General features: G+C 59.3%; 19 protein-coding genes. 9 read left to right on the top strand and 10 right to left on the bottom strand.

The annotated features are described in order from the left end of the window. Positions 1 to 52: 52 nt before the first annotated feature. Positions 53 to 523 (bottom strand): nuclear transport factor 2 family protein, encoded by a 471-nt coding sequence (locus MUN80_RS06455; RefSeq protein ID WP_244721203.1) that lies wholly within the window; start codon positions 521 to 523, stop codon positions 53 to 55. Positions 524 to 690: 167 nt separating this feature from the next. Here MUN80_RS06455 and MUN80_RS06450 point away from each other — a divergent pair, with 167 nt between their 5' ends. After that, positions 691 to 1,392 carry a head GIN domain-containing protein gene (locus tag MUN80_RS06450; RefSeq protein ID WP_244721201.1) on the top strand — a complete coding sequence of 234 codons (702 nt, stop codon included), beginning with the start codon at positions 691 to 693 and terminating at the stop codon, positions 1,390 to 1,392. 75 nt (positions 1,393 to 1,467) lie between these two features. On the opposite strand, the gene MUN80_RS06445 is transcribed toward MUN80_RS06450, so the two are convergent. Further along, a complete protein-coding gene (locus MUN80_RS06445) occupies positions 1,468 to 4,284 on the bottom strand; it encodes a PA14 domain-containing protein (RefSeq protein ID WP_244724842.1) in 2,817 nt (938 codons plus the stop codon). Positions 4,285 to 4,723: 439 nt separating this feature from the next. On the opposite strand from MUN80_RS06445, the gene MUN80_RS06440 reads away from it, so the two are divergent. Continuing rightward, positions 4,724 to 5,722 (top strand): DUF3667 domain-containing protein, encoded by a 999-nt coding sequence (locus MUN80_RS06440; RefSeq protein WP_244721198.1) that lies wholly within the window; start codon positions 4,724 to 4,726, stop codon positions 5,720 to 5,722. 1 nt (position 5,723) lies between these two features. Here the strand turns inward: MUN80_RS06440 and MUN80_RS06435 are convergent, their stop codons facing one another. Next, entirely contained in the window at positions 5,724 to 6,302 is a 579-nt protein-coding gene (locus tag MUN80_RS06435) for a hypothetical protein (RefSeq protein ID WP_244721196.1), read from the bottom strand. Between the two features lie 163 nt (positions 6,303 to 6,465). On the opposite strand from MUN80_RS06435, the gene MUN80_RS06430 reads away from it, so the two are divergent. Next, positions 6,466 to 7,413, top strand: a complete 948-nt coding sequence (locus tag MUN80_RS06430) for a 3-oxoacyl-ACP synthase III family protein (protein WP_244721192.1) — start codon at positions 6,466 to 6,468, stop codon at positions 7,411 to 7,413. Positions 7,414 to 7,422: 9 nt separating this feature from the next. Here the strand turns inward: MUN80_RS06430 and MUN80_RS06425 are convergent, their stop codons facing one another. Both MUN80_RS06425 and MUN80_RS06420 read right to left on the bottom strand, forming a co-directional pair. Further along, positions 7,423 to 9,531, bottom strand: a complete 2,109-nt coding sequence (locus MUN80_RS06425) for a T9SS type A sorting domain-containing protein (RefSeq protein ID WP_244721189.1) — start codon at positions 9,529 to 9,531, stop codon at positions 7,423 to 7,425. A 112-nt stretch (positions 9,532 to 9,643) separates the two neighbouring features. Next, positions 9,644 to 10,558: a DUF72 domain-containing protein gene (locus MUN80_RS06420; protein WP_244721169.1), complete on the bottom strand. Its 915-nt coding sequence runs from the start codon at positions 10,556 to 10,558 to the stop codon at positions 9,644 to 9,646. Positions 10,559 to 10,944: 386 nt separating this feature from the next. Between MUN80_RS06420 and MUN80_RS06415 the strand changes: the two genes are divergently transcribed. The 4 genes from MUN80_RS06415 to MUN80_RS06400 all read left to right on the top strand — a co-directional run bounded on the left by MUN80_RS06415 (position 10,945) and on the right by MUN80_RS06400 (position 15,383). Next, positions 10,945 to 11,727, top strand: a complete 783-nt coding sequence (locus MUN80_RS06415) for a septal ring lytic transglycosylase RlpA family protein (protein ID WP_244721167.1) — start codon at positions 10,945 to 10,947, stop codon at positions 11,725 to 11,727. A 121-nt stretch (positions 11,728 to 11,848) separates the two neighbouring features. Next, positions 11,849 to 12,451 carry an outer membrane beta-barrel protein gene (locus tag MUN80_RS06410; protein ID WP_244721165.1) on the top strand — a complete coding sequence of 201 codons (603 nt, stop codon included), beginning with the start codon at positions 11,849 to 11,851 and terminating at the stop codon, positions 12,449 to 12,451. 86 nt (positions 12,452 to 12,537) lie between these two features. Continuing rightward, on the top strand, positions 12,538 to 14,976 hold the full coding sequence (locus MUN80_RS06405) for a penicillin acylase family protein (protein WP_244721163.1): 2,439 nt from the start codon (positions 12,538 to 12,540) through the stop codon (positions 14,974 to 14,976). 53 nt (positions 14,977 to 15,029) lie between these two features. Further along, the gene (locus MUN80_RS06400; protein ID WP_244721161.1) at positions 15,030 to 15,383 is read left to right on the top strand and encodes a hypothetical protein; all 354 of its coding nucleotides are present in this window, start codon (positions 15,030 to 15,032) and stop codon (positions 15,381 to 15,383) included. Positions 15,384 to 15,487: 104 nt separating this feature from the next. Here MUN80_RS06400 and MUN80_RS06395 read toward each other — a convergent pair whose 3' ends face one another. After that, positions 15,488 to 16,711 (bottom strand): alpha/beta hydrolase family protein, encoded by a 1,224-nt coding sequence (locus MUN80_RS06395; RefSeq protein WP_244721159.1) that lies wholly within the window; start codon positions 16,709 to 16,711, stop codon positions 15,488 to 15,490. Positions 16,712 to 17,001: 290 nt separating this feature from the next. Here MUN80_RS06395 and MUN80_RS06390 point away from each other — a divergent pair, with 290 nt between their 5' ends. Beyond that, positions 17,002 to 18,036, top strand: coding sequence for a hypothetical protein (locus MUN80_RS06390; protein ID WP_375373977.1), 1,035 nt, complete (start codon positions 17,002 to 17,004; stop codon positions 18,034 to 18,036). A 425-nt stretch (positions 18,037 to 18,461) separates the two neighbouring features. Here the strand turns inward: MUN80_RS06390 and MUN80_RS06385 are convergent, their stop codons facing one another. Continuing rightward, positions 18,462 to 20,033, bottom strand: a complete 1,572-nt coding sequence (locus tag MUN80_RS06385; RefSeq protein WP_244721153.1) for a DHA2 family efflux MFS transporter permease subunit — start codon at positions 20,031 to 20,033, stop codon at positions 18,462 to 18,464. A 118-nt stretch (positions 20,034 to 20,151) separates the two neighbouring features. On the opposite strand from MUN80_RS06385, the gene MUN80_RS06380 reads away from it, so the two are divergent. After that, entirely contained in the window at positions 20,152 to 20,535 is a 384-nt protein-coding gene (locus MUN80_RS06380) for a four helix bundle protein (protein ID WP_244721151.1), read from the top strand. Between the two features lie 65 nt (positions 20,536 to 20,600). On the opposite strand, the gene MUN80_RS06375 is transcribed toward MUN80_RS06380, so the two are convergent. From MUN80_RS06375 to MUN80_RS06365, 3 genes are all read right to left on the bottom strand, one after another. Beyond that, positions 20,601 to 21,713 (bottom strand): HlyD family secretion protein, encoded by a 1,113-nt coding sequence (locus tag MUN80_RS06375; protein ID WP_244721149.1) that lies wholly within the window; start codon positions 21,711 to 21,713, stop codon positions 20,601 to 20,603. 72 nt (positions 21,714 to 21,785) lie between these two features. Beyond that, positions 21,786 to 22,217: a universal stress protein gene (locus tag MUN80_RS06370; protein ID WP_244721147.1), complete on the bottom strand. Its 432-nt coding sequence runs from the start codon at positions 22,215 to 22,217 to the stop codon at positions 21,786 to 21,788. Positions 22,218 to 22,322: 105 nt separating this feature from the next. Beyond that, positions 22,323 to 23,648 carry a TolC family protein gene (locus MUN80_RS06365; RefSeq protein WP_244721146.1) on the bottom strand — a complete coding sequence of 442 codons (1,326 nt, stop codon included), beginning with the start codon at positions 23,646 to 23,648 and terminating at the stop codon, positions 22,323 to 22,325. Between the last annotated feature and the right edge of the window lie 7 nt (positions 23,649 to 23,655).

Below are 23,655 nucleotides of genomic sequence, written 5' to 3'. Positions count from 1 at the left end.
AACTCAGCACATTCCAGAGGACGGATGGCTTCGGCCCACGCAATAACAAACTCTAAACCCCTCGGGAGGCTTTGAACTGCGCTAGTCCTTCGGCAGCCGACTTCCGCACTTTCTGCTGCAAAAAAGGCGTCCAGCCCAGCAGCCAGCCGATGGGCCCCAGGGCCTGCCGACTCCAACGCCAGAAGTTGAAATGGTCGTGGTGCGTCAGGATTTTGCCATCCTTGAAGGTGAAGCGGGCGTTGATGTGGTTGTGCACGCGCCGCTTGGTTTGAGAGAAAGAGTAGTAGGCATCCCACACGGCCCGCCCCCCGTTTTCGTCAGCCTGCAGATGGTTGTAGGTCAGCTGCATATCCTTACCACGCTCGATGAGCATGCGCCACATCAGCCCGATATCAGCACCCCGCAGAGAAAAGGCAGCATCGTCGAAGGTGGCTTCGGGGTGGTAGCAGGCAGCCATAGCCGCATGGTCGCGGCGCTGAAAGCCCTGGTAGAAACGGTGTAGCAGTTCTTCGTGCGGGTGCATAGTGGCCTAGTAGCAAAAAAGGAAGGTCCTAAAGGTGGAAATTTTACGTCAACTCTCTGCTACCTTTCCCCAACGTCGGCCTGCTCTCTACCCGGCGCAGGCAACGACTACCGTGCTCGGTGCATCTTGCCAATCATACCTACTATTTCACCCCGCAATCAATGCCAATGAAAACGTTTCGCCGCTTATTATCGGGCTTATTAGTCGCCGTTGCCGTTTTATTTCACGTAGTGCCGGCCCGGGCCGCCGGCCGGGAAGTACGAGAAGTAGCAGCCTTTACCGAAATCAGTTTGGCTAACTCAGCTACGGTAATTGTTACCCAAGGCAGCCCGCAAAAAGTGGAAGTGGAAGGCTCCCCCGAAGACCTAAGCCGCCTGGAAACGACCGTGAGCAATAGCAAGCTACGGATTGGCACCACGCCAGGACTCAAAAACCCTACTTTCGGCAAGATAACGGTGTACATCACCGTACCGACTATCAACAGTTTGACCGTAAATGGCTCGGGCACACTGCGTGCGGGCAGCATTCAAGCCAGCAAGCTGCAGCTGGCGGTCAGCGGCTCGGGGCGACTGGAGGTTAGCACCTTGCAAGCTACCGAACTGCACTCCAGTGTTTCGGGTTCGGGCACTATCAGCGCGGCCGGCACCAGCCCTACGCACTTCGTTGACATCAACGGCTCGGGCTCGGTCAAGGCCAACGACCTACGCTCCGAGAGCGGCAAGGTCAGTATCAGCGGCTCGGGCAACTGCCATTTGAACGTAACCGGCAGCCTCGATGCTAGCCTGCGTGGCTCGGGCAACGTGGTCGTGACCGGCAACCCAACTATCAACAGCAAAACCCTGGGCAGCGGGCGGGTCCGGCGGGGCTAAAGCCACTCGCCTACGTACAACAAAAGACCGGTTGCTCTCCATGAGAACCGGCCTTTTGCTGTAAGTGAGGCGTTGTTATTCGATTACGACCTTCTGCGTAACCACGCCGGTAGCTGCCGTCAGCCGCAGCTGATACAGGCCCGTAGCCAGGCCAGGTATGCGCAGGTCGTATTCGGCAATGGCGGCGGCCGGCAGCTGCTGCCGGTACACCACTTGCCCCTGCAGGTTTACCAGCTCCAGCCGGGCAGGTTCGGCGGTCGTTTGCTGCACCCGCACCGCAAAGCTGCCGTGGTTCGGGTTGGGAAAGACAGCCGCGGTTAGCGCATTAGGCTTCGTTACCTGCACCACCGCAACGGGCGAAACAGACTCTTTGCCGTCTTTGTCAACCTGGCGCAGCCGGTAGTAGCTCAGGCCGGGCAGCGGGGCCCGGTCAGTGAGCCGGTACCGCTGCAGCTGGCTGCTGCTGCCGATGGCCGGGCGGCTTTCCACTAGCTCAAAGACCACCCCATTGCGGGAACGTTCCACCACATACTTTAGGCTATTGACTTCCTGAGCCGAGGCCCAATCAACGGTTACGGAGCCGCCGGCAGCCGTGGCCTCAAAGCGGACCAGCTGTACGGGCAAGGGTACGCCAGTGGCAGCGGTGCAGGTATTGCCGCCGGGCACCACTTGTCGGGCTATGCCGGGCCCTTCGTATTCCAGCACCAGCCGGTTGGCCCCGGTATCCTCCCCGAACAACACCACGAAGTCGTGCAGGCCGGCGGCCAGCGTCAGCGTCACCGACTGCGTGGTAGGCCCGTGGCGGCCGCCGTTGTTGATGGCGGCCTGGGGCAGCCGCGGCGGCGAAACCCGGGCGGCATTATCCAGCCACAGGTAAGAGGCATCATCGGAAGTCAGGTAGAACGTGTATTCACCAGCTGTGGGCAGGGCGAGGCTGCCCCGGTAGCGGGCACTGTAATGGTCCGGGTCGAGCAGGGTGTTGTCGGCGGGCGGCAATACGTTGCCCCAGCTGTCGTCAGTGCCGTAGTTCAACCCCGATTCCAGGCGCGTAATGAGGGGCGTGTTCGTTTCGAAAAAGGCCGGGTCGTCGTCGAAATAGCCCGTGTAGTACTCCCCGTAGAGCCCGGCCGTGGGCGGACTGCCATTAGGGGCACTCTGGTTGCAGCCCGCTGGCGGGGCCGGCGCCACGGTAAAGACAAAGGCATCCTGGAAAGTAGCGTTGCCCGCGGCATTAGTCACGGCCACATCAATGCTATAGCTACCCAGCGGCACGGTGCCATCCACGGCTAGCCGGCCATTGTCGGCGTCGATGGTAATACCAGCGGGCAAGGCGGCAGCATTAGCCAGAACGAAGACGGCAACGGCGCTGGAGGAAGTCAGCCCTGGCAGCGGCGACACGCCGGTAGTGCCTACCACCCGGGCCGCCATTTTGGGCGAGTATGACAGATTGGAAACCACGTCCCGCAGCGGCTGAATACCCGAACACAATACACCCGTGGGCACCACCTGCCTCGTTACGCCCGGCCCTTCATATTCCAGTACCAGCGTGCTGCCGCCCGTGGCGTCGCCATACAGCAGGCGCACGTTGTGCAGGCCCGCGGCCAGATACACGTTGGCCGCCCGGGTTTGGGGCGCGTGCAGCCCGCCGTTGTCGATGGTCACGTTGGACAGGCTTAGCGGGGAACCCAGGGCGGCGTTATCGAGCCAGAGGTAGGACGCATCGTCGGAGGTCAGGTAAAAGGTATAGAAGCCCGGCGTAGCAATGCGCAGACTCCCGCGCAGCTGGGCGCTAAATTCGTCGGGGTCGGTGGGGGTGCCGGCCGCAGCCACGCCGGTCAGGTCGCCGAAGCTGCCATCAGCCGCAAAATTTACCAGGGGCTCAATACGGGCCAAGCCGGCAGCAGCGCCGAAGAAGCTCACTGAGTTGTTGAAATAGCCCGAGTAATACTCCGCGTACAGGCCCGAGGTGGCACTGTTGCCGGCCGGGTCGAGGCCGTTGCAGCCGGGCGGTGTACCCACGATGACGTCTACCGTCAGCACATTGCGAAACGTACTGGTACCGTTGGCATTCGTCACGGCTACGGCCACATTATAGGTACCCAGCGGCGTGCTGGCAGCCATGGAAATCACCCCGGTCGTGGGCTCAATGGCGATGCCGGCTACGCTCGGGCCCATCAGGGCGTAGTTGGTCACGGCCGAGCCACCGTCGGTTACGGTGGGGGCCGCCGACGACTTTGTGCTCCCGACGAAGGCCTGCAACGTGGTTGGGAAATAGGCCAGGGCCTGGGGCGGGCGGGGCGGCTGGGTGGCCGTGCAAAACAGGCTAGCTGGTACGGGCTGCCGCGTAATACCGGGGCCTTCGTATTCGAGCACGAGGATATTGTCGCCGGTAGCCTCGCCGTAGTGAATGAGCAGGCTGTGGGCACCGGAGGTGAGCGTCACGGTCTGGGCCTTTTCCTGCCGCGGGTGGTAGCCGCCGTTTTTGATGGTTGCTGCGGCGGTATCGGCGGGCAAGGCTACGGCAGCACCGTCGAGCCACAGGAAAGAGGCGTCGTCAGAAGTCAGGTAGAACGTGTACTGGCCCGTGGTCGGAATACTGATGCTGCCACGCAGGCGCAGGGTGAAGTTATCGGGGTCATCGACGGGGCCGGTAGCCACGGTGCTCAGATTGCCGAAACTCAGGTTATCGGCAAAGTTGACCTGGGGCTCAATGCGGGTGAGCCGGGGCGGGGCGGCGTTGTCGGTGAAGAAGGAATTGTTGTCGCTGAAGAAGCCGGGGTAGAACTCAGCATACAGGCCGGCCGCGGCCGGTTGCCCGCCGGGGTCAGTGCCCGAGCACCCCGCCGACTGCGCCCAGCCTGACCTGCCCGGCAACAGGGTCAACAGCAACACAATGCCCAAGCACCAGCGAGAAGCAGGAATGAGAGTAGTTGACAAGTTCATACTTTAGCTTTATATAGTACAACAAAAGAGCTACCTACCAAAGCTACTGATTTTGTAATTATTTGCAAGTTTTTAATTTTTATTTGGATTAAATAAATTATAAACGATTGGTTTTATGCATCCTGTTAGCTGGTTTGAGTACCCGATTTTTCCGGTTAGTCTACTTCCCAGCCACCTTAAAGCCAGCAGTATTGACTTTTATATATATAACAATGCTATTATTCCAGCATGAGCTTAGGCTCTGGCTGGGCTCGGTCTTGTCCAACATGGGATGGAGCTTAGGGCAGAGCTTGTTGCAAACGCTGCTACCCGACGTTGGGCTATTCCAGAACTCCGGTGTTTATTTGTAAAGACCTATATGCCGCCAGTTGCGCGGCCCTATCTGTTTATGGACCATTCGCATTCTAAGCTGCCCGCCTGCGCCAACTGCGGCTACTCATTTTCGGCCGAGCAGCCCGACGAATTCTGTCCCCGGTGCGGGCAGCAGAACCACGAAGTCAGCCTCTCCTTCGGGCATGTGCTGGAGGAGTTTCTAGAAGGCATCTTCCACTTCGACAGCAAAGTATTCCGCACGGCTAAACTGCTCTTGTTCAAGCCCGGGGAGCTAACCAAGCAGTTTTTGCAGGGCCACCGCATGCCCTACGTGCCGCCCATCCGGCTGTACGTGTTTATCAGCTTCGTCTTCTTTTTTCTGCTTTCCATCAGCATCAAGCCTAGCTCCACGCGTCCGGCCAAGGAGCTAATTCAGGATGCCCGCCTGCGGGCCTCGGCCGATTCGGTGCGCCGCAACACGGAACGGCAGGGTATGATTGTGGTTACCGACGGCGACAGTCCGCTCACGGCGAGCATGGGCATGACCTTTAACCAGGCTGAGCTGCTCAAGCTTAGTCAGGACCCCACGCCGGCCCGCCTCGACTCGGCCATCCGGAGCAAGAAGCTGGAGCCGACGTTTCTGCGCCGGACTGTGCTGCGCCAAACGGTACGCACGTTGAACGTTTCGCCTGAAGACCTGACGCGCAAGTGGCTTAAGAACCTGCCCATCCTGATGTTTTTCCTGATGCCACTGTTCGCCCTACTGCTCAAGGGATTATACATGCGCCAGCGCCAGTACTACCTTTCCCACCTTATTTTTTCCATCCACTTCCACTGCTTCATCTTTGTGCTGTTTATCCTGAACCTGGGCATAACCCGGTTCAGCAGCGAAGACTCGTTTGACCTGGTGCTGATGGTGCTGCCGGCGGTGTATTTCTTCCTGGCCCTGCGCAACAACTTTGGCCAGCCAGTAGGAAAAACCCTGGCCAAAGTGCTGCTCATGATGGTTAGCTACGGCCTGGTACTCATGGCTGGTATGATGCTCTCGGTGCTGGCCAGCGTGCTGCTGCTGTAGGCTAGAAGTCGAACAGGCCCCGGCGCTCGGTGGTCTTGGCCTTTTTCTTGGGCTTGTCTTTCTTCTTGTCCTTGTCTCCACCCAGAATACCGTCGAAGAGGCCGGTTTTCTTTTCTTTCACAAACACGTAGCGCACGGAAAAGGCCGTGGGAAACCGCGCCCAGTCGGCGGAGTTGAACTCCACGCTGGGCTTGAAATCGAAGGACAGCACCACCGGGACAAAGGCCACCTTATACTCGGCGCCGATGATGCCGTCGAAGCCACCGAATGCGCCGTCGTCTTTGTGGTTGCCGAGGTGGCCGCCGGCTCCGAGGTAATAGTTGAGGCTGGGCCCCAGGATGCCGAAGTGCCGCTCGGCCAGCACCGTACCCGAAAACTCACGGTTGCCCACAATGCCAATGCCTTCCAGCGTCACCTTGTCCAGGATTTTCTGCTGTACCGTTATGCCGTAGTTGCCGGCTCCCAGGCGCAAGCCCGCTGCGGTCCGGTATTTCTGAGCCTGGGCCGCAGGAGCGAGCAACAGACCGGTAACCAGGGCTGCGCCACCGAGGCAGCGCGGAAAGGCAGATAAAAAAGTCATAATCTTTATGGGAACTACTACAAACTCAGGTCGACCATTAAGCGTTTGAACGCGCAGAGGTTTGCCAAAGTACGCGCCCACCGGGCAAATGGTCCATTTTTCACCCTGCTTAGCGTACCTTGCCGCCTCTTTCACCTGTCTTCCTACGTTTCTTTTTCCACCCGTGTACATTCATCAGGTGGCGGCCTATCTGCCCGCCCAAGTTATTACCAACGAGCATTTCACCCGCCTCAACGGCTTGTCGCACGAGTGGATTATTGAACGCACGGGAATCCGGGAACGGCGCAAAGCAGCCCCCGGCGAAAACACCAACACCATGGCCATTGAGGCCACCGAGCGGGTGCTGACCGACGCTCCGCTGTTTCCGGCCGCCGCCGTCGACCTTATCGTGGGGGCTACGTACACGCCCCACGACACGATTTTTACCCTGGCCCACGCCGTGCAGCGTGCCATTGGCGTGACTGATATTCCGGTGGTCAGCATTTCATCGGCCTGCTCTTCCTTGCTCAACGCCATTGAAATCGTGGAAGGCTATTTTGCCATGGGCAAAGCCAGCCGCGCCCTGGTAGTAGTATCGGAGCACAACACGGCCTATAACAACGAGCAGGACACCGTAGCGGGCCACCTCTGGGGCGACGGAGCTTCGGCCTTGCTCATCAGCAAGGAGCGTCTCTCCCCTGCTGATTTGCTGGTACGGGACTTGATTACGGCCGGGGCCGGCGGTATTGGCAAAGCCAACGAGGCCGTGACCCTGACGCCGGTAGCCAAGGGCATCATCATGCCCTACGGCAAAGACGTGTTTATCCATGCCTGCCAGTACATGGCCCGCGTAACCCAGCAGATTCTGGAGCGCAACCGCCTGACCACCGACGACCTGAACTGGCTGATTCCGCACCAGGCCAACCTGCGCATCACCCGCAACGTGCTCCAGACTCTGGGCTTGCCCGAGGAGCGTGCCGTGTCCAACATCGACCGGCTGGGCAATACGGGCTGCGCCGGGGCCGCCATTGCCTTGTCGGAGCAGCTGGACCAGATCAAAGCCGGGGAACGAGTCGTTGTTACCGTGTTTGGTGGTGGCTACTCCTACGGGGCTATGCTGCTGGAACGCTAAGGCCCACGGCTAGTTGAGCTTCACAAAGTTGGCGCTGCCGGAGTTGCCGCCCTGGTCGCGCCAGCGCAGCACGTACCAGCCCGGCCGCAGACTGGCTACATTGATAGACAGCGAATTGGTGCCGGCCCGGCTGGTGACGCCCTGGGGCACGTAGCGGCGCCCGACAGCATCGTAGATGAATAAGGATAATGTGCTTTCTACGGTGCCCGTAAACAGGAATTGCAGCTGATTACCGGTCACCGGGTTGGGGTAAATCTGGAGCGCCTCGCGGCTGCCGGTGCCATCTTGCACCAGGAGCGGGGCCACGTTGTCGAGGTTGCCATCGGGGCGGCGCACCCGCAGGCGGTAGTAGCTCAGGCCCGGCAGCGGCTGGGCATCAACGACGCGGTAGCTGTTGCCGGCCGCGCCGGCGGCCACGGTAGCTACGGCTTGCCAGGCCGTGGTATCGGCGGCCCGCTCTACCACGAAGCCGCTCACTAGGCACTCAGCCCGCGTCGTCCAGGTTACTTCCGCACCCAAGCCACTCACAACCGCCGCGGCGACTTTGGTCAGCGGAGCTGGCAGCATGGGCGAAGGACCGCAGCCCGCCGCGGGAAAGCTGCGGGTACGCAGCACTCGCCGGGCCCCGGTCTGGTCGTTGGCCGTCAGCGTGCGGTTGGTACGGCCCTGCCCTACGCCAAAATACATGACGGCCGCGGCCGTGATGACGTGGTTGAGCTGCTGGGCGTGGCCCAGTTCATGCAGCACCACGGTTTCGAAGTCGAACTGCGTCAGGCTGGGCAGGCCGGAGCCGTATTGCCAGCTTACCCCATCATCAAACTGCATGTCGATTTCGCTGACCTGAAAGCTGATGGTGCCGTTGCCATTGGTACAGCCCTTATAGTAGCTGGTTGTGCGGCCCAGCACCCGTTCGGGCAGCTCGTTGCCTTTGTCGAAGCCCACCGAATTCTCCCCGTCGGAGCCGGTGGTAGTGGTGGTACGCGGGGCACCAATGATCCAGTTGATTCCGGTTCGGCAGCGCCAGCCCGTTACCAAAGCCCGTTCGAAGGCCGCCGCGGCGGGCTGGTTGCTCACGAAGTTTGGCTCAAACCGGAACGTGTAGCCACCTTCCCCATTCTGGTTGACGTGGTTGGGCCGCACGATGGTCGAGCTATTCTGGGCTTGTACGTTGGTAAGCGCATAGGGCACGATCAGCGTGGTGCTGCTCTGTACCTGCAGGCCCGAGGCCGTCGTTACCCGCAGCGTGCCCGTACCCGCCGGATTTCCCGTGGTACTGTAGGAAGGCACGCGCACCCGAATCTGGGTATCCGTCCAGCTCAGGTAATCGGTAGGCTGAGGCTGCACAAAAGATGCGCCCCCATCGTCGGCATTGCGGAACTCCACTTTGCCCGCGCCCCGGACCGCCTCAAAGCCCGAGCCGCTAATGGTCAGTACACCGTCTATGCCGGCTGGTACCGTGGTTGGACTCAGCGTGCTGATTACCGGGGCCTGGCCTTTGGCCGCCACCACGGGCTGACTGCGCCGCAACTGGGCCTGCCGCAGCGTGGGGTTGGGCTGCATCACGCGCCGCGGCTGACCGAGGGCCGCTGTCAGCTCGGCGTAGAAACCGGCCCCGATAAGCGGGTAGCGACGAAACGGCTCGGTGGCCGACGCATCGGTGAGGTCGTAGCGAATAAAGCCCTGCGCACTGGCGTAGGGCGTCCATAGGGCGCCGCCGGGGGCCGTACCGGCGAAAGTGGCGGGGCGCAGAAAAAACACACCCTGCTCGCCGGGCTGCAGTTGGAGCGTATTGGTTAGGCGCTGCTCGTCTAGTTCTACCTGGCCTCCTTCGGTCAGGAGGGTAAGCGTGGTAGGGGCCGTTCCTTTGAGCACACTATACACCCGAATCTGGTGGGCGGTGAAGATGCGCCGGTGACTGGCATCCCAGAAGCTGCGGGCATCCAACACCTCGCCCTCCACCACCAGCCTCGACTGCCGGGCCCGCTCGGCGGGCTCCACGGGCAGCATCAGGCAGTGCCCTTCTGATTCCTCTACTTGCGCCCGCGCCGGGACGGCGGGCAGACACGACAATACCAGCAGGCCGGCAGCCCACCGGCGAAGAGTACTCCAAAGCTTCATAAACCAGCGTAAAGGCAGCAGAACAGACGTCTTATGCCAAGGTACGTTAATTCACGAAGTCCGGACGGCGGCCTCTCCCAGGAATTCTAGCGCGACTCCGGCCAACGGCGGCTCAGAATAAGCTGCCCTGCACAGGCTGCGGAATAATGCGGGGTGGTGCCACCTCCAGGCCGGTCAGGGCATGCAGCTTCTCAATGAAAAACTGCGCCCAGAGCGGGGAGTGCATGATGTCTTTCTGGTGAATAAAGAAATACACCGTATGCAGCCCGGCCTGCAGCCAGCCCGCAATCCGCTCGGCCCAGGCCGTGGCCCGCTCGTAGTCGCTGCCAATCAGGCCATGGCCGTTGAAGCGAATAAACGCCGTGGGCGTCGTCAGGCGCTGGTGCAGCACGTCGCGGCGGCCGGCCACGTCGGTCAGCACCAGGGTTTTGCCCAGCGCTTCAAGCATGGCAAACACGGAGTCGCGCACGGTGGCATTGGTGTACCAGGCCGGATGGCGCAGCTCTACGGCCAGAGGTACGTAGTCGGGGAAATCGAGCAGGTAACGCTCCAGCCGCGGCAGGTGCTCGGGGCCAAACGTGGGCGGCAGCTGCAAAAACGCCATACCCAGGCGTTCATCCAGCCCGCTGATAGAGCGGCAGAAAGTGGTCGTTAGCTCGTCGGCGTTGTATAGTTCCCGGTCGTGACTAATGCTCTGGGGCAGCTTGGGGCAGAAGCGGAAGCTACTAGGCACCGCGTCGCGCCACTTGCGCACGGTGGGCGCGTCCGGAATCCGGTAGTGAGTCGTGTTCAACTCAATACTGTTGAACTGCCGGGCGTAGTGGTGCAGGTAGTCCGAGTCCTTGATACCAGCCGGAAAATAGGAGCCTAGCCAGGCCTTATTCGTCCAGATAGGACACCCTATATATATACGAGGCGAAACCGGGCCGGCGGCCTGGGCCCGGGCAAGCACGGCGGCCGTTTCGGGGTGGTCGGGCGGGAGGCGAAAATCAACGTAGCGCAGGTCGGAAAGACGGCCAAAATCCATAGGGCAAAGTACGGCAAAACCGGCCAGCCGGGCGGGTTATAGCCTTAGTAAAATTCCACGACATCTGCAACCTGGCTCCGAAGATAGCTCGGCAGTGAATGCCAAAATTTTTTTACCGGCGCATAGTCTTATTTCCAACGGTATTCGCCAAGCCTCCATTAATAGTGCAAAATCCAGCTTAATGAAACACAATCGGCTATTTTCACTCTTTCACAACAATTAATTAAATGCAAATTTTGTAGAAAAAAGACAATTTACTAGCTTACAGCTTGGCTAATACCATTGGAATCAGCTAGGCAGTTTGGAAACCTCTTCTAGATTTGTTCTGCTCACCAACCAGTAAACGAATGAAGTTGATACCGACACGACTGCATGTTTCCGGCTTGATGATGGCCCTGCTTTTTGCATTGTTCACGGCCCTCCCTCAAGCAGCTCGGGCTACGCGCTTTGAAGAAGAAAAACCGGCTTCGGCCTCGGCTTCCCGCTCCGTAGTGATGCGCGGCCGGGCCTCGTGGTACGGACGCGAGCATCAGGGTCACCGGACCAGCAACGGCGAACGGTTTGACCGCTTTAAGTATACCTGCGCACACAAGACTTTGCCTTTCGGCACCAAGCTCCGCGTAACCAACCCTACCAACGGTAAATCGGTAGTAGTACGCGTATCGGACCGGGGCCCCTTCCGCCACGAGCGGATTCTGGACTTGTCGGAGGTAGCAGCCCGCCCGCTCGACATCGTGCGCCGCGGCGCCGTATCGGTCGTGGCTGAGGTAGTACCCAGCGACACGCCCCTGGGGCCGACGGACGCTCCCGAAAACCTGGCTGCCCTGGCTACCGACTCCGTTGCCACCATGGAAGCTTCCACCCTGACCGACATCATTGCCGGTGCCACTGAAGCGGCCGACGTAGTCGTAGTGCCCGCTCCGGCTCCCACCTTCGTGGTACAGGCCGGTACCTTCGGCGACCCACGCAACGCCCAGAACGTGCAGGCCAAGATTCAGGCCCTGGACGAGAAACTGACCGTGACTATTGCTGAAAGCACCCAGAATGGTAAGCCCTACAACCGGGTTATCGTGGGCCAGTTTGCCGACAAGGCCGAGGCGGAAGCTGTGAAGCTGCGCCTCAAAGAGCTAGGCATTGCGGGCTTAGTTCGGCAGGCCGAAAACCTCTAGTACCGGCTCGGCTATTCGTCGGGCAGTACGATTCTCTTGGAACACACAAAAGGGCCACAATATGTGGCCCTTTTGTGTGTTGTTTGTATCGAACTTTATCTGTTTCACTCTACTTTTTTTCATGAAAACCCTATTTGCTACTGGTTTCATAGTACTAGCCGCAGCAGCCGGAGCCTCTGCTCAAACTGAGAAAGGCAGCCTGATGGTGGGAACTAGCCTTTCCCAACTTTCCTACAGCACCTCCCGAGGCGGATACTCCAAGCAATTTTCCATTGGCATTACTCCCACCGTCGGCTTTTTCGTCGTGGACCGCTTAGCCTTAGGAGCGGAGGTGAATCTGGCGTATTCTACGTTCCGCTACGGTGGCTTCCCCAGTTCGAAAGCCAGAGCATTTGAGTACCGGGTTGCGCCTTTTGCCCGCTACTACGTCGTGGAGGCTGATAAGCACAAATTTTTTGGCCAGGCTTCGTACGGCATTACTGGTTTTTCGACGCGCACAACTGATGAATTACAGAACAGCTTTGAGCGAAAAAGCAAAGGCAGTTACAGTACCCTGGCCGTGAGCGTGGGCTACGACTATTTCATCTCGCCCATGGTGGCCTTGGAAGTACAGCCCTATTACCTCCGCAACAGCACGCAGTTGCAAGGTGCCCGCACCAATAACTGGGGAGTATCCGTCGGCTTGCAGATTTTCTTCCCGAAAACGGCAGCTGCCGCGCAATAATCAGTTTTAACTAGTAATTATACTGGCCGCCCGGATGCTTCCGGCGGCCAGTTTTCATTTTCACCGACGCTCTGCCCACCCGGCTTATGAAGTGGACTAAAGCCTTCTTAGCTACTGCTCTTTCCCTGGCCCTGACCTGGGTGCTCAATACCAAGCACGGCGACATTCCGCCCTTCGGCAAGTTTCTGAGCCCATTTCAGGGTTTCTGGCGCAACGCCGAGCCTGCTGCCGGCTTTCCCACGGCCCAGACCTTGACGCTGCCCGGCCTGCAGCAGCCGGTGCAGGTGCGCTTCGACGACAAGCGCGTGCCTCATATTTTCGCCCAGAACGACCACGACCTGTACTTTGCCCAGGGCTACCTCACGGCCCAGGACCGGCTCTGGCAGATGGATTTCGTGACCCATGTAGCGGCCGGGCGGCTGTCGGAAATAGTGGGCCCGGCCCGGCTCGAAACCGACCGATTTTTTCGCCGCATGGGCCTCAAGTTCGGGGCCGAGAAGTCGACGGCGGCCATGCTGGCCAACCCCACTACCCGCACGGTGCTGACCTCCTACTCCGACGGTATCAATGCCTACATCCAGAGCTTGAGCCCGCGCGACTACCCGTTTGAGTACAAGCTGCTGGATTACGCGCCTGAGCCCTGGGAGCCGATAAAAAGCTCGTTGCTACTCAAGTACATGGCCTTCGACCTCAGTGGCCGCTCCGACGATATGCGCCTGTCGAATGTATTGAACAAGTACGGCCCGGCGGTGGTCAAGGACCTGTTTCCCGATTATCCGCAGCGCGAAGACCCGATCGTGCCCGTTGGTACGCCGCTGGATTTTAAGCCCCTGTCTGCCCCGGCCACTCCGCCTTCGTTTACGGCGGCCATGTCGGACAAGGTACAGCGCAACGAACCCGACCCGGAGTTGGGCTCCAACAACTTCGCCGTGGACGGCAAGAAGTCAGCTTCGGGCTTCCCGATTCTGGCCAACGACCCGCACTTGCAACTGAACCTGCCTAGCATCTGGTACCAGGTGCAGCTCTCGGCGCCGGGCGTCAACGTGTACGGCGTCACCATTCCGGGTGCGCCAACGGTGATTATCGGCTTCAACAATGAGGTGGCCTGGGGCGTGACCAACGTGGCCGCCGACGTGCTGGACTTTTACCAGCTCAAGTTCAAAGACGCCACGCAGCGCGAGTACTGGCACGATGGACGCTGGAAACCGGTGCGCCGGGTGGTGGAGCACATTGTGGTGCGCGGCCAGCCCGACCGCTACGACACGGTGCTCTACACCCACCACGGCCCCATCGTGTACGACAAGGACGAGAAGACCTTTCTGACCGAAACGCCCACCCGGCACGCCATGCGCTGGACGGCCCACGACGCCGACAACGAAGTCCTGGCCTTTTATAAGCTGAACCGGGCCCACAACTACCAGGACTACACCGCCGCCTTGACGAGCTACGGCTCCCCGGCCCAGAACTTCATCTTTGCCAGCAGCCAGAACGATATTGCCATCTGGCCCAACGGCCGGTTCCCGCTGAAGTGGCGCAACCAGGGCAAGTTCATTCTCGACGGCACCGACCCGGCCTACGACTGGCAGGGTTGGATTCCGCAGGCTCAGAACCCGCACGTGAAAAACCCCGCTCGGGGCTTCGTGAGCTCCGCCAACCAGTTTTCAGCCGGCCCCGACTATCCCTACTACCTCAACTGGCAATACGGCAGCTACGAGCGAGGCCACCGCATCAATGAGCGGCTGGCCAGCATGACCCGCGTAACGCCCGACAGCCTGCGCTTGCTCCAAAACGACAACCTCAACCTGAACGCCCAGCTCATGCTGCCCCGAATGCTGGGCTTGCTCAATGCCGGGCAGCTGCCGGCGGTTGAGCGGCGGGTGTATGACGAGCTCAGCCGTTGGAATTACTTCTACGAGGCCGATGCCATTGGGCCCAGCATTTTCGAGCTGTGGTACGCCAATCTGGTCAAGCGGCTCTGGGACGATGATTTCGGGTTGAAAGCTACTGGCTTGGAAATGCGCAACCCCAGCCGGGACCGAACCAACACCTTGATTCTGCAGGAGCCCACGTCCCGCTGGATTGACGACCGGCGCACCCCGGCCAAGGAAACTTTGGAAACCCTGGCGCTCCAGTCCCTGCAGTTTGCCACCGACTCGCTCACTCGCAAGTTTGGCGCCCTGGGCAACGACTGGCGCTGGGCCAACCAGAAAAGCACCGACATCTTGCACCTAGCTCAGCTGCCCGGCTTCGGCCGTATGGATTTGAACGTGGGTGGCGGGGCTGGCATCGTCAATGCTACTTCCCAGCGCAACGGCCCGTCGTGGCGGATGGTGGTAGCCCTGGGGCCGCAGGTGAAGGCCTACGGCGTGTACCCCGGCGGACAGTCGGGCAACCCCGGCTCGGCTTACTACGAAAACCTGATTGACACCTGGAGCGCCGGACAGCTCACCGAACTGGTCTTTCTGCGCACTCCCGACGAAAAGCACCCCCGGGTGCAGGCCAGCTGGACCCTGCAGCAGAAATAGTCCATATCTTCTATCTTACCCGCATTATTTAACCTTTTTAACCCTTACCTATTATGCGTTTATTTCTAGTAATCTTCGTTGTGTGCGCCGTAGCGCAGTATTTTCTTCCCTGGTGGATTGTCACGCCGCTGGCCTTTGCCGCGGCCTTCGTGCTGCCGGCTCCCGGCGGCCGGGCTTTTATGGCGGGCTTCAACGGGGTGGGCATGGGCTGGTTTATGCTGGCCGTGTGGTTCAACGTCAAAAATGAGGGCATCCTGGCCGACCGGGTTGGGCAGCTGCTCCCGCTCGGCGGCAACGGCTGGGCCGTGGTCATCCTGGCGGCCGTGCTCAGCGGCTTGGTCGGTGGGCTGGCAGCCCTGGCTGGCTCCTGGACGCGCCAGGCCCTAGTTCGCACGCCGGCCGTGTAATCAGGGTAAACAACCGGTTTACTCATAACAAACAGCGCCACTCCCCAGTCGGGAAGTGGCGCTGTTTCGTTGGAGTCCGTAGTGCTTAGCAGCGCACAATACTCCTAGTAGTACTGCGAGATGAAGGCAAAGGCCTGCAGAGTGTAGTTGGCAGCCGAGGAAAAGTGGTTGCCGCCTTGAATGGGCCGCAGCGTGACCTGTGTGGCACCCCGGGCCTTCATGGCGTTATAGGCATCCTGGGAGTTGAAGAACGGCACGTAGTCGTCGGCGGTGCCGTGAAACAGGGCCAGCGGGGCTTTGGGCTGCCAGTCGTAGATGTCGTTGTCGCGGAAGGCGGCCAGCATGGGCTGGTCCGTTTTTTCCAGAATGCCCTGGCGGAACTTGGCCGTAAACAGCTCCTTGGCCTGGCTGGGAACCTCCCCGTAGAGGTTGGTTTGCAGCTGGGTGGCCCAGGGCTCATTCACGTAGTAGTTGATGGGCCGGTTCAGGCTGTATGTGCGGTTATAAGTATCCAAGACCCACACGTAGGTGCTCAGGAAGTTCAGTGGCTGGTCCGACTTCAGGATGTAGTCCGCAAAGGCCGTCTTGTGGTAGGCTCCCGCCCCAGGCGCGCTGGCCGTGACGGTAAACTCGGTGGCCGCTTTTTCCTCCATCATCTTGTGCAGGGCCAGCGTGGCGTAGCCGCCTTCGGAATACCCCAGCAGGAAGTTCTTTTTGTTGAGCGCCAGCTTTTCCTTGGCGGCAAATTCACGAGCGGCCCGCAGCATGTCCAACGAAGCCGAGGCCAACGACGCAGCGTGCTCGTACGGGTGGGGCAGGTTTTTAGAAGCTCCATAACCGATGTAGTCAGGAGCCGACACGATGTAGCCCGTAGAGGCCAGCACCGACACGGCCGAATACACCTCACTGCTCGGGTTGTAGTACGACGGGGCGCGGTCCTCATCGTCGGGGCGGATGGTGCCGTGCTGGTAGCTGAGCAGCGGCAGGGCCTCCGTCGTTACGGGCACGAGCAGGGCCCCGGAAGCCGTGACGTTCTGGCCGCTGTTGTCGCGGGTGGTATAGGTGAGGCGGTACACCCGAATCGGGTAGCGCACCAGGGCGCCCACCAGCGGTATCTCTTTCACGCGGCCAGCCAGCACGGTGGGCGAGTATTCCCCGATCAGGGTGCTGCTGACCAAGTGGGTGGCAGCGACCGGGGTTGTTTCGGGAGCTTCGGTTTGCGGCGCAGCAGTGTCTTTGGTGCAGCTCAGGCCGGAAGCAGTGCTTACACCGGCCCAGAGCAGAAAGGCCAGGCGGGCTAAGCGAAAGTTAACTTTCTTAAGAATCACGCGGAGATGGATCAGTTGATTGACCCTTGCATAACACCGTGGTAAGCAAAAGATTTCCTTCTACCATCGGGAAAATAAGGCTAGTGGCAACTTCATACGCCTCCATCGAAAAATAGTGTTATGCCCGACTCCGGAAGCTTTTCTTTTGGGTTAATGCATTGTTTGTTCCGGCATTTTCCGGCTCTTCTACTTCTACTTTAGACGGGGCCAACCGTTTTTTAGAATCTGGTTCCCTGCAAAAAGCTGTAACTTGCTGACCAGTCTTGCCTTCAACATCACCTGCTTCAGTGTTGCCCATTTCTTCTGTTACCCGCTTTTCCCGCCCGTTTCTGCCAGCTTTGGGCCTCGTGTTTTCCCTTGCCTTTGCCAGCTGTGGCACCCGCTCCGACGGCGAAACAGCCGATACCAAGGCCACTGCGGAAGTACCCACCAAACCCGTCGTAATCGACAGCGCGGCCCTGAAAAAGCAGGTAATGCTGCGCGACTCGCTCAAGGCTGACTCCATTGCCAAGAAAAGCGGGCAGCTGCCGGGCGCCATTCTGCCGGGTCACCGCATTATCGCCTTTTATGGCAACATCCGTTCAAAGGGCATGGGCATTCTGGGCCGGGAGCCTAAGGAGCAGATGTTCCGCAAGTTTGAGGGCGTGCTCAAAGAGTGGCAAGCCGCCGACCCCAGCATTCCGGTGCAGCCCGCCCTGCACAACGTGACCATCACGGCCCAGGGTACCGCCGGCAAGGACGGCAAATGGCGCCTGATGAACTCCAAAGCCACCATTGAGGAAGTTATTTCCTGGGCCCGGGAGCATAAGTGCATCCTGTTCCTGGACGTGCAGCCTGGTCACAGCACCCTGGAAGCCGAACTACCCAAGCTGACTGAGTACCTCAAGCAGCCCGATATCCACCTCGGCATCGACCCCGAGTTTTCGCTGTCGACCATGCCCGGCATCCGGCCCAACCAGCGCATCGGCACCCTCGACGCCAAAGACATCAACTTCACCATCAACTTCCTGGCGCGCATCGTGAGCGAAAACAACCTGCCGCCCAAGGTGCTGACCGTGCACCGCTTCACGCGGAAGATGGTGACCAACTACAAGAACATCAAGCTCGACCCGCGCGTGCAGGTAGTCATGCACATGGACGGCCACGGCGAGCCGACCCTGAAAAAGGACTCCTACCACGACTACATCCAGACCGAGCCGGTGCAGTACACGGGTTTCAAGCTCTTCTACGAGTACGACCCCAAGCCCAAGCCTCACCACCTGATGACGCCCACCGAGGTGCTGACCCAGCTCACGCCCAAGCCCCTCTACATCCAGTATCAGTAAGTGGTGAGATGGTAAATTGGTGAGATAGTGAGTTGTCGTTTGACTGCTTGCTTCCAACAAAAAAGCCCCGTTGTGCTGCACGACGGGGCTTTTTGTTGGATGGGGCCGGCTGGTCAGAGGGCACTTCCGGGAGTGTGCGAAGCCTTCCTGACTGGTCGGAAAGCAGGACATCAAGTACAAAAACGCCTCCCGAGTAGACAGGAAAGACTTCCTTGTTTCCAAAGGCTTCCACCTCGTGTCCTTGCGAGCAACGCGAAGCCATCCGTCCTCTGAAATGGGCTGAGGCCTTTAAAATGAAAAGCCCTAACGCCTGAGCAGACGTTAGGGCTTTCTGGTAAAAGAGTGTGACTACCTGTGCAGAGGACGGATGGCTTCGCGCCTCGCAAGGACATAACTCACTATTTCACCATCTCACCATTTCACCGCTAGTGCGCGGCATTCAGGTCAATGGCTTCTCCGGTCTTGGCGCGCTTGATGAAGAATATCAGCGGCAAACACACCACGAAAAAGAGGCCAATCATGGAAAACACCTGGGAGTAGGTGATAATGGAAACCTGCTTCATCAGAATGCCTTCCAGCGCGGCGTAAGCCTGTTTCTGGGCTTGCTCAAAGGAGAAGCCGCGCGACATGAAGTTGGCCGTGAAAGCCTGAATCCGCTGCACCGTATTGGTGTCGTAGAGCGAGATGTGCGCCAGCGGGCTAACGCGGTTTTGGGCAATGCTCCGCTCCAGATACGTGCCCACAATGGCCACCCCAAACGAGCCGCCGAGCTGGCGAATCATACCGGTGAGGCCGGCAGCCTGGCCGGCGTCTTTGCCTTTCAGGCCCGCCAGACTCATGGTAGTAATAGGCAGGAAGATCAGGCCCATGCCCAGGCCGCGTACCATCAGGGGCCAGAAGAAATCATCTTCGCCGGCGGTGGGCGAAATGATTTTGGCCATCCAGAACGTGAAGACAAAGAAGATCAGGAAGCCGGCCGGAATCATGTATTTCTGCGGCACGCCGGCTTGCAGCATCTTGCCGATGACGGGCATCATAAAGCCGGAAGCCAAAGCCCCGGGCAACAGAATCAGACCGGTTTGGGCGGCGGTAAAGCCCAGGATGCGCTGGGTGAAAATCGGGAAGATGAACACCGAAGCAAACATGCCGAAGCCCAGCACAAAGGAGAGCACCGCCCCTACGGCCAAGTTGCGGCTCTTGCCCAGCACCCGCAGGTCCACAATGGGCTGCTTGGCAGTAAGCTCACGCCACACGAAGCCCACTAGGCCAATAACAGCCAGGGCCGTAAAGCTGTTGATGTAGGCACTTTCAAACCAGTCTTCGGTTTCACCCTGCTCCAGTACCAGCTGCAACGAGCCTACGCCCAGAATCAGCAGGAAAATTCCGGCCCAGTCGATTTCGCCCAGGGGCCGCGGAATGGCATTTTTGATTCGCTCGGGGTCCCGAATAAACAGGATAGTGAAAATAGAAGCCATGATGCCCACGGGCACGTTGACGTAGAAAATCCAGGGCCAGTCGTAGTTATCCACGATGTAACCGCCGAGCGTCGGGCCAATAGTCGGACCGATGATAACGCCCATGCCGAACAAAGCCTGACCTAGCGGAAGCTGCTTGGGCGGGAAGGTGTCGATGAGAATAGCCTGGGAAGTAGCCATCAAAGCGCCACCACCAATGCCCTGCACGAAGCGGAAGGCCACCAGCTCCCAGATGTTGGTGCTCTGGCCGCAGGCGATGGAAGCCAGCGTGAAGAGCACCACCGAGACGAAGTAGTAGTTGCGGCGGCCAAACTGCTCGGCCAAGAAGCCCGTCATGGGAATCACAATAACGTTGGCAATGCCATAGGAGGCAATTACCCAGGTTACTTCCTGCTGGGTTGCCGAGAGGTTACCCATCATCTGGGTCAGGGCCACGTTCACGATGCTAGTATCAATGAGCTCCAGCAAACAGCAGAGTACCACCGTAATAACGATGATCCACTTGGTAAATCCGGTTTCCATTAGGTGAATGAGTGAATGAGTAAATGAGTGAAGTGATTTGTAAGTAGCAAGCACTGAAGTACATCGTACTTAGGGCCTGCGTACTTTACACTTCTAGCTCAATCCTCTATTTTAAAATATGGTAGATACCAGCAACAAGGCCGATTTTAATCAACAAATGCGGGGTCGCACCAAAGAGGCGGCACTACGCATCATTCGCCTGTATCAGCAGCTGCCCCGAACCGGCGAAGCAGAAGTTATTGGCAAGCAACTCCTACGCTCTGCAACGTCTGTAGCCGCCAACTATCGGGCCGCCTGCCGGGGTCGTTCAGCAGCTGAGTGGTATGCTAAACTGTGTATCTGCGTGGAAGAGGCCGATGAAACACAGCTCTGGCTAGAACTGCTCGGCGACGCCCACATTATCCCCAAAGTCCGTTTACAGGAATTAGAGAAAGAGTATCTCGAAATTCTTTCAGTGCTGGCCACTGCCCAAAAATCTTACGATAAGCGAGGTAGTGAATGAGCAAAGTTTTCAGCTGGCGCGGTATTGCGCAATAAGTTACTTCACTCATTCGCCCATTCACTCATTCACTTCACCGCGACAGTCGCGGTGACGCTCATACCGGCGCGCAATGGGTGCTCAGGGTCTACTTTGTCGAGCACGATTTTCACGGGTACGCGCTGGGTTACTTTCACGAAGTTACCCGAGGCATTGTCGGGGGGCAGCAGGGCGAAGCGGGCCCCGGTAGCGGCCGACAACGACTCGATGTGGCCCTGGAACTCCTCGTTGGGATAGGCATCTACTTCGACATTCACCGGCTGACCCACTTTCATGTTTTCCAACTGGGTTTCCTTGAAGTTAGCAACAACCCAGGTCCGCTCCGAAGCTACCAGGCCTATCAGTTGCTGGCCGGGCTGTACTACCTGGCCGGGCTGCACGTTTTTGCGACTCACGACGCCGTTGGCAGGGGCCGTAATGGTAGTATAGCTCAGCTGAAGCTTGGCATTATCGAGGTCGGCCTGACGCTGCTTTACTACGGCCTGCGCTACGGCTACCTGCTGCTGGGCGGCGGCTACTTGCTGGCGAGCTACGCCTACCTGCTGCTGGGCCGTGGCGCGCTGGGCGCTGGTCGACTTCAGGTTGGCCTGCACCGCGTCGTACTCACTTTGCGGGATGATGTCTTCTTTGCGCAGGAAGGCGCTGCGCTTCAGGTCTTTTTCGAGGCGGGCGCGGTTGGCGTCGCTCACCCCGATGGTAGCCGAAGCGGCGCTAACGTTAGCCGAGGCCGTACCTACAGCGGCGCGGGCGGCTACTACGTTGGCCTGAGCGGCAGCCAAAGCCGCTTCGGCCGCATTGATGCGCTGCTGGTAATCGGCCGCATCGAGTACGACCAGGACGTCACCTTTTTTCACGGGCTGGTTGTCCTCTACTTTTACTTCCAGCACGGGGCCGCCTACGCGGGGCAGTACGGAGTAGATGTCACCTTCTACCTGGGCGTCGTCGGTTTCTTCGTGGGTTTGCCCAAACTGATAGCGCTGGTAGCCGAAGTAGCCACCCACGAGCAATACTAGGGCGAGAATAATGAAAATAATAGGGCGCTTGGAGCGGCCCTCCTGCTCTTCCACTTCCGGCTCGTAAGCGGCGGGAGCCGAAGTTTGGTGAGGTGCCGTGGCCTGATCTTGGTGAACGGGAGTTGCCATGGAAATGGGTCGGTAAGTAGTTGTTCGTTGAGTTGAGTTTGATGCGGAACGCCGGACTATAGCGGCAATTCCTTAGGCCGATTTCCGGTATTCGCCGGAGCTCTGCGTGTTGACGAGCAGCGTGGCGCACGGAGCGGTGCGCACTACGGCCTCTGCCGTGCCCCCCATCAGAAAGCGGGTCAGGCCGGTTTGGCCGTGTGCTCCTATTACGATTAAATCGGCGGCGTGGCGACGGGCAGCCGCCACGATTTCCGTGGCGGCATCGCCCCGCAACACACTGGTAGTCACCTGGGCGCCGAGCTGTTCGGCCGCCGCCCGGTGATGGGCCATTTGGGTAGCCAGGGCCAGATCAGTGTCGTTAGTGGCCAGGGCCGGCTGCGGCAGCAACACGTGCAGGAGCCGCAATTCAGCCTTCGCTCCCGCCGCCAAAGTAGCCGCGTACGCCACCAACGACGCCGTAGCCACCGAGAAGTCAATTGGGCAAAAAATGAGCGAAAGAGTCATAGGAGGTGAAATTGTGAGATAGTGAAATGGCGAGTTCGAGGTTTTGTTGGTGTGAAGGCGAGTTTGAACGACAACTCACCAGTTCACCAGTTCACCATCTCACCACTACCAAATCTGCTCGCCGGTGGCGCGCTTGAGTTGATATTGGCCGAGGGTATAATTGTAGATGGCCTGCAGGCGGGCCAGGCGGGCCTGGGCCAGGGAAGTTTCGGCGTCCAGCACATCGAGGTTAGAGCCGACCCCGTAGCGGTAGCGGGCCCGGGCCCGGGTCAGGGCGTCGGAGGCCTGCGAAATCTGGAGCTGGGAGTTTTCGTAGCGGGCAGTGCTGGCCTGCATATTGTTGGCGGCTTGCCGCACGTCGGCCCGGATCTGCTCCTGCGTGTCCTGAATGCGCGACTGAGCCCCACGAATGTTGGCCAAGGCTTCAATGCGCTGGTTTTTGTTTTTGTTGCCGTCGTAGATGGGTACGTTCAGCTGCACGACCCCCACTGTGTTGGGCCGGATTCGGTTCAGTTCGGGCTGATAACCGTTCTTGGCCCCGACCTGACCGCCAATGCCCAGCACAGGCATGTTGCTGCGCTCAATGAGCTTCAGGTTGAGGTTGGCACTTTGCTCAGCGTCGCGGGCCAGCTTCACTTCGGGGCGGTTTTCTACGGCCTGGTTCAGGGCCGCATTCACGTCCACGGCTTGGGGAGTGTAGGTAAAGGCGCCACGGACGGGTACACTCACATATTCGGGCTTGTGAAGCAGGCGGGCCAGCTGCACCTGCTGGTTCTGGAGCTGGTTTTCCAGGTCGATGCGGGTGTTCTGGGCCTGAGTGATGCGCACCTGCGTGGTCGTCACGTCAAACTTGGTACTCACGCCGCCTTCCACGCGCTTTTCCATTTCGCGCTGGTGCTGGCGCAGGGAGGCAATTTGGGCGTCCTGCACCTTAATACTCTCGCGCACGAACAGGATATTGTAGTATACCTGCGCGGCGGAATAAGCCAGGTCGCGCCGCGTCACGTTGATGTTGTCGACGGCCGTGATGCGGCGGCTTTCGGCCAGATTGTAGGTAGCATCCTTCTTGCCGAAGTCCAGCAGCCCATACTGCACCGTAATGTGAGCATCATAGTTGTTGTTGGGCTGAAACTGGAAGGCCGGCGCGTCGGGCGCGATTTGCAGCTTCACCACCGGGTCGATACGGGTGTAAGTAGCCGTACCCGTTACCTGGGGCAAAAAGCCGCCCCGGCTCTGGGTTACCCGACTGGTCGCCGCGTTTACCTCTTCTTCGAGGGTTGTAATGGCAGGGTTGGCATCCAGCACCGCGCGGATAGTACCATCTAAGGCTAGGGAATCAGAAATAATCGGCCCCTGTGCGTGGGCCGTGCCGGCCACCGAGGCTAGCCCAAGAGCTAAGAGTGGAGCGGCAAATGTTGGTCGGGAAAGCATCGGAATA

The organism is Hymenobacter cellulosivorans, assembly GCF_022919135.1.
Classification (GTDB): domain Bacteria; phylum Bacteroidota; class Bacteroidia; order Cytophagales; family Hymenobacteraceae; genus Hymenobacter; species Hymenobacter cellulosivorans.
Note: the sequence above shows the minus strand (reverse complement) of the source record. Positions and strands in the feature narration are given on the sequence as shown.